The 15702-nt window shown below is 66.6% G+C and carries 9 protein-coding genes and 1 pseudogene; 8 read left to right on the top strand and 2 right to left on the bottom strand.

The annotated features are described in order from the left end of the window. Positions 1-580: 580 nt before the first annotated feature. Complete coding sequence (locus ABZ396_RS24915) at positions 581-1870, top strand: hypothetical protein (RefSeq protein ID WP_358918872.1); 1290 nt, start codon at positions 581-583, stop codon at positions 1868-1870. Continuing rightward, complete coding sequence (locus ABZ396_RS24910) at positions 1867-7203, top strand: tetratricopeptide repeat protein (RefSeq protein ID WP_358918870.1); 5337 nt, start codon at positions 1867-1869, stop codon at positions 7201-7203. Before ABZ396_RS24915 ends, ABZ396_RS24910 begins: the two co-directional genes overlap by 4 nt. Positions 7204-8125: 922 nt before the next feature. On the opposite strand, the gene ABZ396_RS24905 is transcribed toward ABZ396_RS24910, so the two are convergent. Then, complete coding sequence (locus ABZ396_RS24905) at positions 8126-9145, bottom strand: IS110 family transposase (RefSeq protein ID WP_358918869.1); 1020 nt, start codon at positions 9143-9145, stop codon at positions 8126-8128. Positions 9146-10061: 916 nt separating this feature from the next. On the opposite strand from ABZ396_RS24905, the gene ABZ396_RS24900 reads away from it, so the two are divergent. Genes ABZ396_RS24900 through ABZ396_RS24890 form a run of 3 tightly spaced genes read left to right on the top strand, consistent with a single transcriptional unit; the run spans position 10062 to position 12228 of the window. Next, positions 10062-11126, top strand: a complete 1065-nt coding sequence (locus ABZ396_RS24900; protein ID WP_358918867.1) for an aromatic ring-hydroxylating dioxygenase subunit alpha — start codon at positions 10062-10064, stop codon at positions 11124-11126. Further along, positions 11123-11293 (top strand): hypothetical protein, encoded by a 171-nt coding sequence (locus ABZ396_RS24895; protein WP_358918866.1) that lies wholly within the window; start codon positions 11123-11125, stop codon positions 11291-11293. Before ABZ396_RS24900 ends, ABZ396_RS24895 begins: the two co-directional genes overlap by 4 nt. Beyond that, the gene (locus ABZ396_RS24890; protein ID WP_358918864.1) at positions 11290-12228 is read left to right on the top strand and encodes a PDR/VanB family oxidoreductase; all 939 of its coding nucleotides are present in this window, start codon (positions 11290-11292) and stop codon (positions 12226-12228) included. Before ABZ396_RS24895 ends, ABZ396_RS24890 begins: the two co-directional genes overlap by 4 nt. Here the strand turns inward: ABZ396_RS24890 and ABZ396_RS24885 are convergent. Next, positions 12179-12931 carry an IclR family transcriptional regulator C-terminal domain-containing protein gene (locus tag ABZ396_RS24885; RefSeq protein WP_358918862.1) on the bottom strand — a complete coding sequence of 251 codons (753 nt, stop codon included), beginning with the start codon at positions 12929-12931 and terminating at the stop codon, positions 12179-12181. The two genes, ABZ396_RS24890 and ABZ396_RS24885, sit on opposite strands and share 50 nt — an antisense overlap. Positions 12932-13172: 241 nt before the next feature. Between ABZ396_RS24885 and ABZ396_RS24880 the strand changes: the two genes are divergently transcribed. The 3 genes and pseudogenes from ABZ396_RS24880 (at position 13173) to ABZ396_RS24870 (ending at position 15691) form a co-directional block, all read left to right on the top strand. Then, positions 13173-14138 (top strand): ABC transporter substrate-binding protein, encoded by a 966-nt coding sequence (locus tag ABZ396_RS24880; protein ID WP_358918860.1) that lies wholly within the window; start codon positions 13173-13175, stop codon positions 14136-14138. Positions 14139-14143: 5 nt separating this feature from the next. Beyond that, a pseudogene (locus ABZ396_RS24875) lies at positions 14144-14918 on the top strand (ABC transporter permease). Beyond that, positions 14915-15691, top strand: coding sequence for an ABC transporter permease subunit (locus tag ABZ396_RS24870; protein WP_358918858.1), 777 nt, complete (start codon positions 14915-14917; stop codon positions 15689-15691). Before ABZ396_RS24875 ends, ABZ396_RS24870 begins: the two are co-directional and overlap by 4 nt. Positions 15692-15702 lie beyond the last annotated feature (11 nt).

Below are 15702 nucleotides of genomic sequence, written 5' to 3'. Positions count from 1 at the left end.
AACGGACCGTATCCCGCCCCTGTGACACCTATCGTTCACAGGCCATGATCGGGTGAAGATCGCCCGATCGGCTTGACCTACGCACCATCGAGAACTTCCCCGTCAGGGCCCGCGGGCAGGGACGACCCAGTAGCGCCCCATGCCCTAGCAACCAGCCCCGCGAGCCTACGGGGACTACTACCTGTCTCGGCGCGACGCAGATTCCCGGCACCGAACGCACCACCATCACCCTTTTGGGTCATTTGTACTCAGAATGCTGCCGCACCGTTCGAATATGTGATACCTCCTGAACTCCCCTCGCTGGTAGGTCCGTTCTCCGGTGCCAGCCCACAGCGATCGACCGCAGTCGTGGTGAGGCGGCAGTACGGAGCTGTGGTGGGTGAAGGCCGAGGGATGGTCCCGGGTAACCGGCGGAAGAGCGGGGGCGAGGATGGAACGCAAGCATTTGGTGTACGTGCTGCCGGGAATCGGTGGCAGCGTGCTGGAGCGATCGGAGGCTGGCAAGCAAGCCGCCAAGACAGTGTGGGATGCAGGCTTCGGTGACATCGCAAGCCTGTTGCGGCGTTCGGATCGACTGGCTGTGGATGAGCCGCTCAGGCCGACAGGTCTGATCCGGTCGAAGCGGCTGCTGCCGGGCTGGACGGTGATTCCGGGCTACGAGCGCCTGTGGGCGGGGATGCAGGCCCTGCCGGGTGTGGTGATGGACATGGGGCATCCCGATCACCGCAACCCGCAGGCGAACGTGGTCCTGTTTCCCTACGACTTCCGTCTCGGCATCGAGCATGCCGCGAAGCTTCTGGCAGCGGACGTCCACGAGCGGCTGAAGGACCTCAGCCCCTCCGAACGGGCTGGCCGGGTGGTGGTGTTGGCCCATTCGATGGGCGGCCTAGTCGCCCGGTATTGGCTGGGCCCGCTGGAGGGCTGGCCTCTGTGCCGGTCCCTGGTGACCCTGGGCACTCCGCACCGCGGCGCCCCCAAAGCCCTGCAACTGCTGGCCAACGGCGTCCGCTTGGCGGGCGTACGCCTGGACGGGGCGAGCGACCTGCTGAGGACGTGGCCGTCGGTGGCGGAGCTGCTGCCCCGCTACCCCATGATCTGGGACACAACAGCCGACATGGCCCGCTACCCCCACGACCTACCTCTGCCGGAAGTGGGCAAGTTGGCGGAGGCGGGCTTCGCGTTGCATCAGGACATCGGGCGGGCCTGGAAGACGATGCCCCGCACGGGGGCGGAGCCGCAGGTCGTACCGCGGCTGGGCTGGAGCCACGGCACCGCAGGATCCGCCACCTGGGATGGCCACAAGCTCACCGTGAGCAAAGATCTCCCCACCTGGCTGGACCTTGAGGGATGGGATGAGGACCACGGCGACGGCACGGTCCCGGCGCTCTCCGCCGTCCCGGTCGAGATGAGTGGGCACGACACCACCCGCGACTGGCGGACCCGCGACCGGCACGGGCCAATCGCCTCCGCCAAATGGATCCCCGCTCTCGCCCAGGCCTATGAGGCCCGGAAGACGTTGATGGCCGCTCGCGGCAACGAACGGGACACCTCTCTCGGCCTGGACCTGGACGAACTCCACGCCACGGGAGAGCCCGTTCCGCTGCGGGTGCGCCTGCGGGGCGACCGCCTGCCCGACGAGGTGTCCGCCACCCCAGCCTCCCTCGCCCTGTGGGCCACCCTCCGCCCGGCGGAAGGCCGACGCACCCCGGTCGCAGAGGTCCGGCTGGACTGGGACGAGGCCACAGGCAGTTACGTCACCCACTTCCCCGGCCAGCCAGCCGGGTTGTACGACATCGAGGTGGCGGTGCAGGAAGTGCCCGGCATCGGCGACCTGGACGCCTCCGACACGGTGGCGGTGGTTGCCCCATGAGTATCTGGCCCCGCTGGTCGATGGAGGGCGAACCCGCCGCGCTCGCCAAGTACGTTCTACCCGACGAGGTCGCCGCGTTGGTGCGCCTACCCGGGCCCCCTGCCAGGAGCCGGATCGCTCAAGTCCGGACCGTGTACGAGGCCCTGGCCGATGCAGGGATCACCTACTCCCACGAGGCGCCTTCCGACGAACCCGACCGCCAGGTCATCCGGGATCCCGGCGAAGTCCTCTGGTCCCCCAAGCACGCCACCTGCCTGGACCTGACCCTCGTCATGGCCGGAGCCTGCCTCCACGCGGGCCTGCACCCACTCGTCCTGATTCTCGATCCACCCGAGACCGGGAGGGCCGCCCATGCTCTCCTGGGCGTGTGGGTCGGCGATCCGCCTCCCGACGGTTTCCAAGTGCCGGACGCGGATGTGTGGTCCGCCCCGCCGGAGGACTGGCTGGGCCTGGTCCAGCAGGACATCGGCGGACGCCCGCGCCCCTTGCTGCTGCTCGACCCAGTCGGTATCGCCCAACCTCTGCCCGCCAGCCCAATCCTGGGCGCTCGTGCGTCCTTTGCTGATGCCGTCCGTGCCGGGGTCGACTACGCCGCTACGTGGAACTGGCGTCTAGCGGTTGACGTCGGCCGCGCCTGGCGCGCCCAGGACACTCACACACCCGCCAACAGGCCCCAGGATCAACCACTGCGCAGTCCGTACGTGGAACTGGATCCGCGCGTGCACCGGCCGTTGGAGGTCCTCAAGGCCGAGCACGCAGTTGTGCCCTTCCAGGCCCGCGACGAACTGACCGTCCTCACCCACTTCTGCCGCACGATCGCCGAAGGACCCCACACCGGCATCACGCTCATCCACGGCGCCGGCGGCGCCGGCAAGACCCGCCTCGCCCTCGAACTCGCACACCAACTGGACACCTACGAGGGCTGGTACACCGGCTACCTGCGCGAGAGCACCGACGGAGATGACTGGCTCGGAGCCGTCGTCTCCCCCACCCTCATCGTCCTCGACTACGCCGAGGCCCGCCCCGCCGACGCCCAGCGCCTGCTGACCATCCTCAAACGCCGCACCGAACGCGGGGCCACCCCCGCCGTCTTGGTGATGACCGCCCGCTCCGCCGCCGGCCAGTGGCTCACCAACCTGCGCCGGGCCTGGGAGCGCGACGGACACCTCTGCCGCGAACTAGCCCCCTTGGAACTACCGCCCGAGCACCCCGACGGCTCCGCGCTCTTCCGCCGGGCCATCGAGGCATTCGTCGAGGAACCCGGCTCTGTCGATGTATCGGCAGCCGAGAGGGCAACACCTGTGGAGTGGACCACCCTGGACTACATCCTGCTGGCCTACCTCGCCTCCCGCAGCTCCGGCAAACTCCCCAACAGCCGAGAGGAGTTGTATGAGGAAGTCCTCGACCACGAACGCGGCTACTGGACGCAGACCTATCGGCAGGTTATCGGTAACACGGCAGACGCTCCCATAAAAGTACTCAGCCGTGCTGTGGCCTGCCTGACACTGCGTGCCCCAACGACCCATATTCAGACGATCGCCGCACTCCGCGCGGTAGAAGAACTCGCCGACGCCGTCCAATGGCGCGAGGCAATCCGCGCCACGCTCACTGTGTGTCTGCAGCCAGGCCCAGGCGAAGCACTCGTTCTGCGCCCGGACCCGATCGCGGATCATCTGGCCCTGCGTGAATTGCGTGATGACCCCAACCTCCTCAATCGTGCCTTGGACGGTCTGGAACCGGAGCCACTGCTGGAGGCGCTACGCCAGCTCAACCGTGCCGCTTCGGCCCACCCCGGCACAGCCGCCAATCTGATAGCCGCCTGGACTGAGGGTGAGCCGGGCCGCTGGCTACATGTTCTCCGAGTCGCGAGCGAACAGAGCGGCAGTGCTCTGGCCGCGCTCTGCCAACTGATCGACGCTGATCCGGCACCGGCATGGCTCGATGACCTCTCCCAGGCCATCCCTTTCATGTCAGTGGGACTGCCCCAACTCGGACTGCAGGCAGAGTCCCGACGTCTGACTGAACTCCGTTCCTCCGCCAACCCCGCGCCCGCAGACCTCGCGGTACTGCTCCAGCGTCTCGGTCAACGCCAGGCCAATATCGGAGATTATGACAGGGCGATAGCCACTGTAAGAGAAGCGGTGGAGATCCGCCGAGCCTTGGTCAAGGCTGACCCAGTTACGCACCTCCCCGAACTCGCAGCGTCGCTCAACATCCTTTGCGGGGCGCAGAGTGATCTCGGAGACCACAAGGGAGCACTGGCCTCCGTTAAGGAGGCAGTAGAAATCCGTCGAACATTGGCCCAGGCCGACCCAAGCACGCACCTACCCGACCTCGCCATGGTTCTCAGTAACCTCTCCGTGCTGCAGCGTACGCTCGGCGAGCGTGAGGGGTCGCTGGCCACTGTTGAAGAAGCGATAGAGATCCGTCGCACCTTGGCTCAGGCCGATTCAGGCATGCATCTCGCCGGATTGGCAACCACTCTCAATAACTTGGGCGCGTCACAGAGCGACCTTGGAGACCACAAGAGAGCACTGGCCTCCAGCGCAGAAGCAGTTGAGATCTATCGCGAACTGTTTAAAAATAGTCCGACTGAAATTCTCCCCGACCTGGCAGCCTCCCTCAACAACCTCTCGGCTCAACAAAGTAAAACTGGAGACCCCGGCGGAGCCCTCGCTTCCATCACAGAAGCCGTCGATCACTTCTGGGATCTCTCCGTAATTAACCCCGCCACCTTCCTTCCCCGCTTCGCCACAACCCTCAATAATCTATCGACCCTGCAGGGAGACGTAGGAGATCACGAAGGTGCACTCACATCGGCTGATCAGAGCGTGAAAATACAGCGCGAATTGGCGGAAATAAATCCGGTCGCACACTTGCCCGAACTCGCTAATTCCCTCAAGGGGCTTTCCGAGTGCCAGAGCCAATTTGGGGACGCTGCAGGGGCACTATCCAGCGCAGAAGAAGCTGTCGATATCCGACGCGAACTCGCTGAAAATAACCAAAGAGCCTTCCTTCCTGGCCTTGCATCTTCCCTAAACAACCTGTCAAATCGACAGAGCCAGGTTGGCGACAGCACGGGTGCACTCATCTCAGTAAACGAAGCCGTCCACCACTATCAGCTACTAACCAAGGCGCACCCAGAAGCCTTCCTCCCCGACCTCGCCATGGCACTGGCCAACTATGCGCGCTGCCAAAACGAAAACGGAGATCACCCAGGGGCTCTCGCTTCAATAACACAGGCCGTCGACTACTACCGACTGCTGATCGAAAAACAGTCCGCAACCTTCCTCCCAGACCTCGCGATGTCGCTCAACAGTCTTGCCGCATTTCAAGACAACGCCGGAATTCACGCGGAGGCCTTGGCCTCTATCACTGAGGCTGTAGCAATCCGCAGGGATCTTTCGACAGCAAATCCCAAGGCGTTCCTTGCCGACCTAGCCATGTCCCTCAACAATCTCTCGGTCATGCAGGCCATGAACGGCGACCCTGCTGGTTCAGTCGCGCCCATCGTTGAGGCCGTCCGCATCAACCGCACGCTAGCTCGAACCTACCCAGGGGCCTATCTTCCCAGGCTGGCCAGCTCGCTAAGCAACCTCTCCAACCGTCAAAGCGAAATTGGGGACTTGGATAGCGCAATGGATTCCGCCATGGAGGCTCTGACGATCGACCAGAAACTCGCCAAGACCAACTCCGGCGCCCATCTCCCCAACCTCGCAAGCTCCCTACATGACTTCGCAACCCTACTAACCCACAGGAAGGATTCTGAGGGAGCACTCGCCTCCGTTACCAAGGCCGTCGAGATTCGACGCGCCTTGTCCGAGGAAAATGCTGCCGTCCACCTCCCCGCACTGGCCAGCTCCCTCAACAATCTCGCAGGCCGACAGAGCGAAACCGGAAACCTGACCGCTGCACTCGCCTCCAGCACCGAAGCCGTCAACCACTGCCGCACCCTCGTCAAAAACAACCCCACCAGCTTCCTCCCCCACCTCGCCGCCTCCCTCAACAACCTCGCAAGCCGACAGAGCGAAACCGGAAACCTGACCGCTGCACTCGCCTCCAGCACCGAAGCCGTCAACCACTACCGCACCCTCGTCAAAAACAACCCCACCAGCTTCCTCCCCCACCTCGCCGCCTCCCTCAACAACCTCGCAAGCCGACAGAGCGAAACCGGAAACCTGACCGCTGCACTCGCCTCCAGCACCGAAGCCGTCAACCACTACCGCACCCTCGTCAAAAACAACCCCACCAGCTTCCTCCCCCACCTCGCCGCCTCCCTCAACAACCTCGCAAGCCGACAGAGCGATGCGAGCGCGATCACTGCCGCTTGGGAAGACGCCGCAGCCATTTTGGAGGAAAATGTCCTCGCGCAGGCGGAACTCCGCTCCTACTACGCCGGGTATCTGGCCGAAAATATAGGTACCGATTGCGCCCTCAATCAACTCATCCAGGCGAGCCGGGCGGCCCAAACCGGTAGCCCGCATCTGCTACGCCGCACACGGCACCAAATCCGCAACATCGTAATCCGCTACAGCATCAACGACCCGCAACTTCCGAACTGGGCCACCCATCCTCTACCCGACGACTTCCTAGAACTGCTTAATCAGTGGGCCCAAGCTTCCGACTGGCCCAGAATCAAAGCATTTCTAGACGCGCACAGTAGCAAACTCCAGCACTCTGACTTCCAGCACCGCCTCGACTTGACGGCAGCCCTATTTCCGGACGACCCTCACATCAACACCCTCATCGCTTTCCTGGATGAAGCCGAGGCACAGAGTTTTATAACCGTCCTCGAGCGTGGCCAGCGTGAGCACGAAGCACGCCTTCTCCTTGAAAAATGGGTCAATACCCCGACGTGGACGGACTCCAAGAAATTCATCGATCAGCATGAGTGTGCCCTACGCACACCAGAGATCCAGGCCCTCCTCGTCGGCAGCGACGCCCCTGAGGCACGCCGACACCTGGCCATTCTCCAGCTCGCTGAGCAGGTTCCCCTTGACGAGGTGTATGAGATCGTCACCGACAAAGAGTCATCCACCGAACAGGCTTTCCACGCTATGGATCAAGGAGACATTCCGCGTCTACGCAGCATCCTGTATGCCCACGAACGCCCACTGACAGGCATCACTGGAGCACTCTTCGCAACGGTCATAAGCACAGCTGACGGCCACAGCGGCCAAGCCCGCCGTCTCGCAAAACTGATCGCCCAGCACGGCACGCCCATCCAGCGCCGTGCCTACGCCATCCGTCTGCGCACCCTGGCCAAGCACGATCACGAACTCGCTTTCGCAACTGAGCTCGCCGCCCTCATCGACCCCGACGACAACTCCTGACAAGGCACCCACACCCCGCAGCCCCAACCCCACACCGACCCGCAGCTGAGCGCGGCTCGCCCTTCCCCCGGCGGATAGCGCACGCTGGGCGATGGCAGGTCTGCCGAATAAGCACAGCCCAGCTCCGGCCGCCACCCGCGAGATGACGCCCTGGGGTACACGGAGCCGCCGCACGCTCGGTCGGTCGGTCGGTCGGATCAGAGGGTGCATCACCCAGTACCCCCGCGGCCTCGGTCTCCAGCCGGCGGAGCACTACAGGGTCGCGGTGCTCCAGCAGGGCCGTTTTCAGTACGGGCCGTTTCCGGTGCAGCACTCCCGTCAGATGACCGTTGCATACCGGTCCCTCGACGAGCAGCGTCTCGAACGTGACCTTGCTCGGCTCAGCAGCGCCAAGCCCCACACATGGAACCTGCTGCCAGAGCACCCCAGGCCGGGGGCGGCGGAGTCAGTTACACGCCTTTACCGAGACTCTTCGGCCTCAACACGGCCTCACGATCTTGAAATGAAGCCCGAGAGGCTCGGCGCAGACAGTCTACGACAGCCACAAACGCTCGCATCGTCGCAGGTCAGAGGAGTCCCCTCCTCCCCTAGCTGAACCGCGCCTCAAACTCATGAGCAGCGGATTCAGTCCCTTCGGGCAAAGTTGACGTCCCGCCAGGACAAATTGAACGTTTCCGCACCCATGAGGGCTGGGGCTGTCAAGGGGCATGAAGGGCCGTCCCGGCGTGTGGGGATGTGTGTGCGCAGGGTTGGTGGTGTTGGTGACTCGCACGCACCCATTCGATCCCGCCCGCGAGGGCGGGATCATGACCTTGCTTCGGGGGCCGGGCTGCTCATTCAGATCATCGAGCGCGGCGTGGCCGGCTCATGCGGAAAGGCGAGCTCGCCCGGGGCTTGGAGTCCCGTCCCGTCGGTGGTGTCGTCATGTCGGGGTGCGCGCCTCCTTGGCCGTCTGCGCGGCCTCGGCCTCGCGCAGCAAGTGGTAGGCGTGGGTGAGGAGTTTGCGGGCGATCGCCGTGGTAGCGATCTTCTTGCCGCGGCGCTGGGACAAGCGCACGTAGGTAGCGGCGTAGACCGGATTCCGCTTGGCGGTCTGTGCGGCCTCACACATGATCCAGCGCAGCCACGGGTCGCCCTGTTTGGAGATGTGCCCATAGCGCACGGTGCGGTCCGAGCCACGGACGGTGGGGGTGAGCCCGGCCCAGGAGGCTGGCTTGCGGGCCGAGGAGAACCGGGAGACATCACCGATCTCGGCGATGATGATCAGCGCGGTGAGCGGGCCGACACCGGGCAGTGCCCGCAGCGCCTTCACCCGTGGATCGGCCTTGGCGGCCCGGGCCAGGGCCGCATCCGCCCGGTCGATGACCACCTGAAGTGCGTCGATGACCTCCAGCAGGTCCCTGACCACGTGCCGGGAAGCATCCGGCAGGGGCAATCCGTCCAGCCAGACCCGGCCGGGGGCGCTCCAGCAACTGGACGCGCGGTCGCAGCCGTGGTGGGCCAGCACCGCGTGGATCCGGTTGCGCAGCAGCGTGCGCAGCCGCACCAGCTGGGCCCGGTGGCGCAGCACCGCCCGCTCCTCGCGCACCTGCCGCGGAGCGATCCACGCCTCCGGCAGCAGATCCGAGCGCAGCAGATGGGCCAGAGTCGCGGCGTCGACCTTGTCGTTCTTCAGCCGGGCCGAGGCAATCGCCTTGCACTGCAAGGGATGCGCCATATGCGTCGCCTCGAACCCGTAGTCCTGGAGCAACTCGATCAGCCAGCCCCAGCCGAACGCCGCCTCGAACGCCACCGGCGTCCCCGCCGGCAGGTCCCCGATCACGCCCAGGACGGCCTCCCGGCCGTTGGGCACGTTCCGGTTCACCGCAGTCCGGCCGCCCTCATCCATCACAGCGATCTGCGACCGGCGGCGGTGCACGTCGATCCCCACGTAAGCCTGCATCGCGGGCCTCCTGACCCCGCCCGCCCCCACCACGACGGTCCTTCGCATGGACCGAGAGGGGAAGCCCCAGCCCTCATAAGGTCAGGTCAGAAGCTTGCACAGGTGGGGCGGGGGGGACTCGAACCCACGGCCGACGGATTATGAGTCCGCTGCTCTGCTCCACAGCGAGATTCGCTCCTTCAACAGCCCCCGGTCGCCAACATCCGGCGGGCCACGCCAGGACCAAGCATCCCGGCGCTACGCCGCCCACCGAGCCCCCGCCACTCGGCAGCAGGGTGCGTTGAAAAGCCTGCCGTCCATCCTGGACTCCCAGGATGGTCTGAGGCGCGCGCCCGAGTCCAAGATCCGGGCCATTCCCGGGCTGATGCGTCCTCCGCCGACGGCAGCAGCCCCGTTTCCACAGGTCAGTGCGGGTACCGCACGTGCACAACCAGGAGACCAAGAATCTGCTCGGGGGCACCCCTCAAGGCCACAGCCTCAGCAATCGGTCTCGCACTGCCTGCCATCACGCCCTCTCACCCCACTCCTGACCTGCAACTACGCGCTGGATAGGCGAAAGATCGGCAAATTCGACCCGGATTCGACCCCACGGCCTGTCAACGCGGAAACGATCAAAGTTGATCTGCGGCGATACAACTTCTGCCGGTGTACCACCAGCTTGCGGCGCAATAATCAACACAAAATGCTCAGAGCTGCTATGTCTCGCAAAGCGGGAGTGTAAAGCTCGACACAATCATCGACGGAAACGCCCAGCAAGGTCGTCGGCTCAGAGCGCTCCAAATTTCACTCCCACAGACAAGCACCCGCCCTGAACAGGCAGTTTCCCCTGCCTCTTCCGCGAGACGGAAGAGGTATTGCGCCCCCGCGACACCCTTCCGGACGATGTCGCCATCGCCCAACGACGGGAGCCGCAACGATGCCGCACATGACCGCCTTCGCCAAAAACCAGTGGTACGTAGCCGCCTACAGTCACGAGGTCGGGCGGGAGTTGCTCGGGCGGACGGTTCTCGGGGAACCGCTCGTGTTCTATCGCGCCGAGGAGGACGGCAGCCCGGTCGCCCTCAGCGACCGCTGTGTGCACCGCCGTTACCCGCTGTCGGAGAGCGGGCTCGACGGTGACCGGATCGTGTGCGGGTACCACGGGTTCACCTACGACCGGACCGGCGCCTGCGTGTACGTGCCGGGACAGAAACGCGTCCCGCGCACCGCCCGGGTCGCCTCTTACCCGGTGGTCGAGCAGGACTCGCTGGTGTGGGTGTGGGTCGGTGACCCCGGACTCGCGGACGCGGACACCATCCCGCGGGCCCGCCACCTCGACTCCCCCGGCTGGCTGACCGTACGGGGCATGGAGCCCATCGACGCCGACTACGGACTCCTCGTCGACAACCTCCTCGACCTCTCCCACGAGACCTATCTGCACGGCGGTTACATAGGGACCCCCGAGGTCGCCGAGACGCCCATCACGACCGAGGTCGACGAGGGCGCCGGGATCGTGCGGGTCAGCCGGCGCATGGCCGACTCCGAGTGTCCGCCGTTCTACGCCCGTTCGACCGGGATCGAGGGGCGGATCACGCGCTGGCAGGACATCGAGTACCACGCTCCGTGTCTGTATCTGCTGCACAGCCGGATCGCACCGGTGGGCGTGGTGCCGGAGGCCGACGGCAGCGATCCGAACGGCTTCCACACCGAGATCACCTACGCGATCACCCCGTCCTCGGACGGCAAGGTGTACGACTTCTGGATGGTCTCCCGGGACTGGGCGACGGACGACGCCGAGGTCACCGACTTCCTGCGGAGCAACAACCACACGGTGGTCATGCAGGACGTGGACGCCCTCAACCTGCTGCAGCGGACGCTGGGTTCGGAGCGCGCCGGCTACCAGGAGCTGAGCATCAACATCGACACCGGCGGTCTCGCCGCCCGCCGTATCCTCGCCCGGCTGGTCGAGGAGGGCGACAAGCCGGTGGAGCGGGCCCTGTGAGCACACCGACCGGTGAGATCTACCGCATCGACTGGCTGCCGGGCACCGACGTGCTGCACGGCACCTGTCACTGCGGAGCCGAGCACACCGCGCAGGATCCGGTCGAGATGTGGGAGTGGATGCTCGGCCACCCCGAAGGACACCAGCCTCCGGAGAGCACCACATGAGTCTGTACGAGGCCGAACTGGTCGTCGCTGAACGGGCGTTGGCGGCTGACGGTGTCGTCGCCCTCACCCTTCGGCACCCTCTCGGCGAGGACCTTCCGGGCTGGGAGCCGGGGGCGCATGTCGATGTCGTGCTCGGTCCGGGGCTGGAGCGGCAGTTCTCGCTGTGCGGGGATCCCGGGGAGCGTTCCGGCTGGCGCGTCGCCGTGCTGCGGGAGCCCGGAGGGCGGGGCGGATCCGCCCACGTCCACGCGCAGTTGGGCGTCGGCGGCAAAGTGCGGGTGCGTGGACCGCGTAACCACTTCCGGCTGGAGCCGGCCCCTCGCTACCGGTTCGTCGCGGGTGGCATCGGCATCACCCCGATCCTGCCGATGCTGGCCGCCGCCGAGGCCGCGGGCGCCGAGTGGACGCTGCTGTACGGCGGGCGGACCCGGCGGTCCATGGCGTTCACCGGTGAGTTGGCGCGGTACGGCGGGGAGCGGGTCACCGTCGCCCCGCAGGACGAGACCGGGCTGCTGGACCTCGGCCCGGTGCTGGACGACGTCCCGGACGGCACCCTCGTGTACTGCTGCGGTCCGGGACCGCTGCTGGACGCGGTGGAGGAGCGCTGCCCGGCGGGCGTGCTGCGGGTGGAGCGGTTCCAGCCGAAGGCCCGACAGGCGGGCGAGGAGGCGGAGTTCGAGGTCGTCCTCGCGCGGAGCGGTCGTACCCTCACCGTCGCACCCGGGGTCTCCGTGCTCGACACCGTCCGGGCCGCCGGGATGGAGGTGCTCTATTCCTGCACGGAGGGCACCTGCGGCACCTGTGAGACCGATGTCCTCGAAGGCACCCCGGACCACCGGGACTCGGTGCTCACGGAGGAGGAGCGGGCGGCCGGGGAGACCATGCTCATCTGTGTGTCGCGGTGCCGAGGGGAGCGCCTGGTGCTCGATCTGTGATCCGGGTGATCCGTAGGTCCGCCTCGATCCGCGTCGCGGCCGTGAGCAGGTGCGGCAGCAGATCGTTGCGGACCGCGGCGACGGACATCCGGCCGGTGTGCGCCGCGAGGGTCACACCGGCCACCACCTGGCCGTCCCGGTCCCGGACCGGGACGGCCAGTGTTGCGACGCCGTCCTCCGGGTCGTCTTCATACAGGGCATGCCCTTGACGTCGTATCAACTCAGCCTGGCGTAAGCGGCTTTCGGGCTGATGGGCCAGCAGGACCTGGCCTGCCGCCGTTTCGTACGCCGGGAAGCGTGTCCCCACCGCGATGGCGGCCGCCATGACCCGCCGGGCCTGCACGGCGGCCACCTGTACGACGGCATCGCCGTCCAGGACGCACAGCGACGCCGACTCCCCCGCCAGCGTGGCGACTTGCTCCAGATGCGGTTGTGCGAGGCTCGGCAGGCCGAGGCCGGAGAGATAGGCGTAGCCGAGTTCCAGGATGCGCGGGGTGAGGCGGAACCGGCGGCCGTCCGAGTGGACGTAGCCCAGGTCGGCGAGGGTGAGCAGCAGGCGGCGGGCGGCCGCCCGCGTCAGGTCGCAGGCGCGGGCCACCTCGCTGAGCGTGCGCTCCGGATGCTCGGCGTCGAAGGCGCGGATCACGGCCAGGCCGCGCTCGAAGGACCTCACGAAGTGCGGTGCGCGGGCATCACTAGTCATCGGCGCCTCCCCGGTCCGATACGTTCCGCCGTCCGCCACGGCCCGCCACGGGCGGCGGCTCGACGGCTCGACACGGAGAACACGGTGAGAGCGCGGTTCGATAACTGTCAACAATTCTGTCAGCTAAACCCATTGACCGGGTTGTCCGGCCGGTTCTACGTTCCCGCTGAGCACCATCCGAGCACCATTGTGCGCACAGCGAACACCCTGTCGGAACACCGTTGTCTGCACAGGAGGAGCCATGCGTCGTCTGCTCGCCGGTCTCGCGGCCGGCACCATCCTGCTCACCACGGCGGCCTGCGGCTCCTCCGGGGGCTCGTCGGGTACCAGCCCCTCGTCGGGCGGCACCACCACCGTCAAGGTGGGGATCATCCCCATCGTCGACGTGGCCCCTCTCTACCTCGGGCAGAAGGAGGGCTTCTACAGCAAGCGCGGCCTGAAGCTGTCGATGACGCTCGCGCAGGGCGGAGCGGCCATCGTGCCGGGGGTGACGAGCGGTCAGTTCCAGTTCGGGTTCAGCAACATGACCTCGCTGATGATCGCCCAGTCCAACAACGTACCGGTGCAGACGATCGCCAACGGCGTGGCCTCGACGGGCGTCGCGGGCAAGGACTTCGGCGCGCTCGTCGTGAAGAAGGGCAGCAGCCTCACGTCGGCGAAGCAGCTGGAGGGCAAGAAGGTCGCCGTCAACACGCTGAAGAACATCAACGAGACCGCGGTCCGCGAGTCGGTACGCAAGGCGGGCGGCGACCCCGGCAAGGTGAACTTCGTCGAGCTGGCCTTCGACCAGATGCCGGCCGCGCTCGACAAGGGGCAGATCGACGCCGCGATGGCGGTCGAGCCGGCGCTCGCCACCATGAGGGGCCAGGGCGCCACCGAGACCGCTTCGCCGATGGTCGACGTGGCGAAGAACCTCACCGTGGCCATGTACTTCACCTCGACGTCATACGCACAGCAGAACCCGGACGTCGTGAAGAAGTTCCAGGAGGCCACGGCCGAGTCGCTGGCCTACGCGGACGCGCACCCGGACGAGGTCCGGCAGATCGTCACCACGTACACCAAGACCCCGGCGGACGTACTGGCCAAGGTCACGCTGCCGAAGTGGCCGGCCGATCCGAACCATTCCTCGATCGAGACGCTGGAGAAGCTGAGCGAGCAGGACGGCCTCTTCAAGACGGCACCCGACCTGGCCAAGCTGCTGCCGTGAACGAGGTGAAGGGGCTGAACACCGCACTCGGTGCGGCCGGACTCGCGGCCTTCCTCGCTCTCGGCGAGGCGGTGCCGCGGCTCGGCCTCGTCAAGGAGGACTATTTCCCGCCGACCAGCCGGATCGCCCGTGCCCTCGGCACCGAACTCGCCGACGGCGCCTTCTGGTCCGCGCTCGGCGACACCCTCACCGGCTGGGCGGTGGGCCTGGCCGTCGCGGTCGGCGCCGGCATCGTGGCGGGGGTCGTCCTGACGATCGTCCCGCATCTGCGCGAGGCCACCGCCTCCACGGTCGAGTTCCTCCGCCCGATCCCCTCGGTCGCCCTGATCCCCCTCGCCATCCTGCTCTACGGCACCGAACTCCGCTCGGTCCTGCTGCTCGTCGTCTACGCCTCCTTCTGGCAGGTCCTGATCCAGGTGATGTACGGCGTCCAGGACGTCGACCCGGTCGCCGAGGAGACGGCACGGTCGTACGGACTCGGCACCTGGGCACGGGTCCGCCATGTGCTGTGGCCGACCGCGCTGCCGTATGTGATGACCGGTGTCCGGCTGGCCGCCGCGGTCGCCCTGATCCTCACCATCACCGCCGAACTGGTCATCGGCGCCCCGGGGCTGGGGCCAGCGGATCGCCGTCGCACAGGCCTCGCAGGCGGTGCCGGACATGTACGCCCTGATCGTGGTCACCGGGCTGCTGGGCCTGCTCATCAACGTGGGCGCACGGTCGGTGGAACGGCGGGCGCTTGCCTGGCACCAGTCGGTGCGCGGGGAGGTGGCGGTGTGAGGCGGCTGCTGCTCAGAGCGGTGTACCTGCTGGCCCTGCCCGTCGTGCTGGTCGCGCTGTGGTGGGTCGCCTCCGACGGCAGTACGAACGTCTACTGGCCGCCGCTGCGCACCATCCTGAAGACCTTCCCTGACGTCTGGACCGGCCGGCGGCTCCGCGACGACCTGCTGCGCAGTGTGCTGCGGCTGCTCGCCGGATACGCCACGGCGGCCGTCGTGGGCATCGGTCTGGGCACGGTCATCGGCTCCTACCGGCGGGTGCGGGCGGTCTGCGAACCGGTCCTCGAATTCCTGCGGGCGGTGCCACCGCCCGTCCTCGTCCCGGTCATCATGCTGTTCGCGGGCATCGGCGACGGCATGAAGATCGTGGTTATCGCCGGCGGCTGCGTCTGGCCGATCCTGCTCAACACGGTCGAGGGCGTACGGGCGGTGGACCCGGTGATGGCGGAGACGGCCCGTTCCTACGGCATCACGGGCGTGACCCGGCTGCGTACGCTGATACTGCGTTCGGCGAGTCCGCAGATCTTCGCGGGCCTGCGGCAGGCGCTGTCGATCGGGATCATCCTGATGGTCATCAGCGAGATGTTCGCGGCCAGCAACGGACTCGGCTTCACCATCGTGCAGTTCCAGCGCGGCTTCGCGATCCCCGACATGTGGACCGGGATCCTGCTGCTGGGCCTGCTCGGCTTCGCGCTGTCGGTGGTCTGCCAGATGGTCGAGCGTCGGGTGCTCGGCTGGTACCACGGACTGCGCGCGACAACCCGGCGGTCCTGAGTGAGCATCGT

The organism is Streptomyces sp. NPDC005866 (assembly GCF_040629895.1).
Taxonomy (GTDB): Bacteria; Actinomycetota; Actinomycetes; order Streptomycetales; family Streptomycetaceae; genus Streptomyces.
The sequence above is the reverse complement of the archived record's forward strand: the minus strand, read 5'-3'. Positions and strand labels throughout refer to the sequence as shown.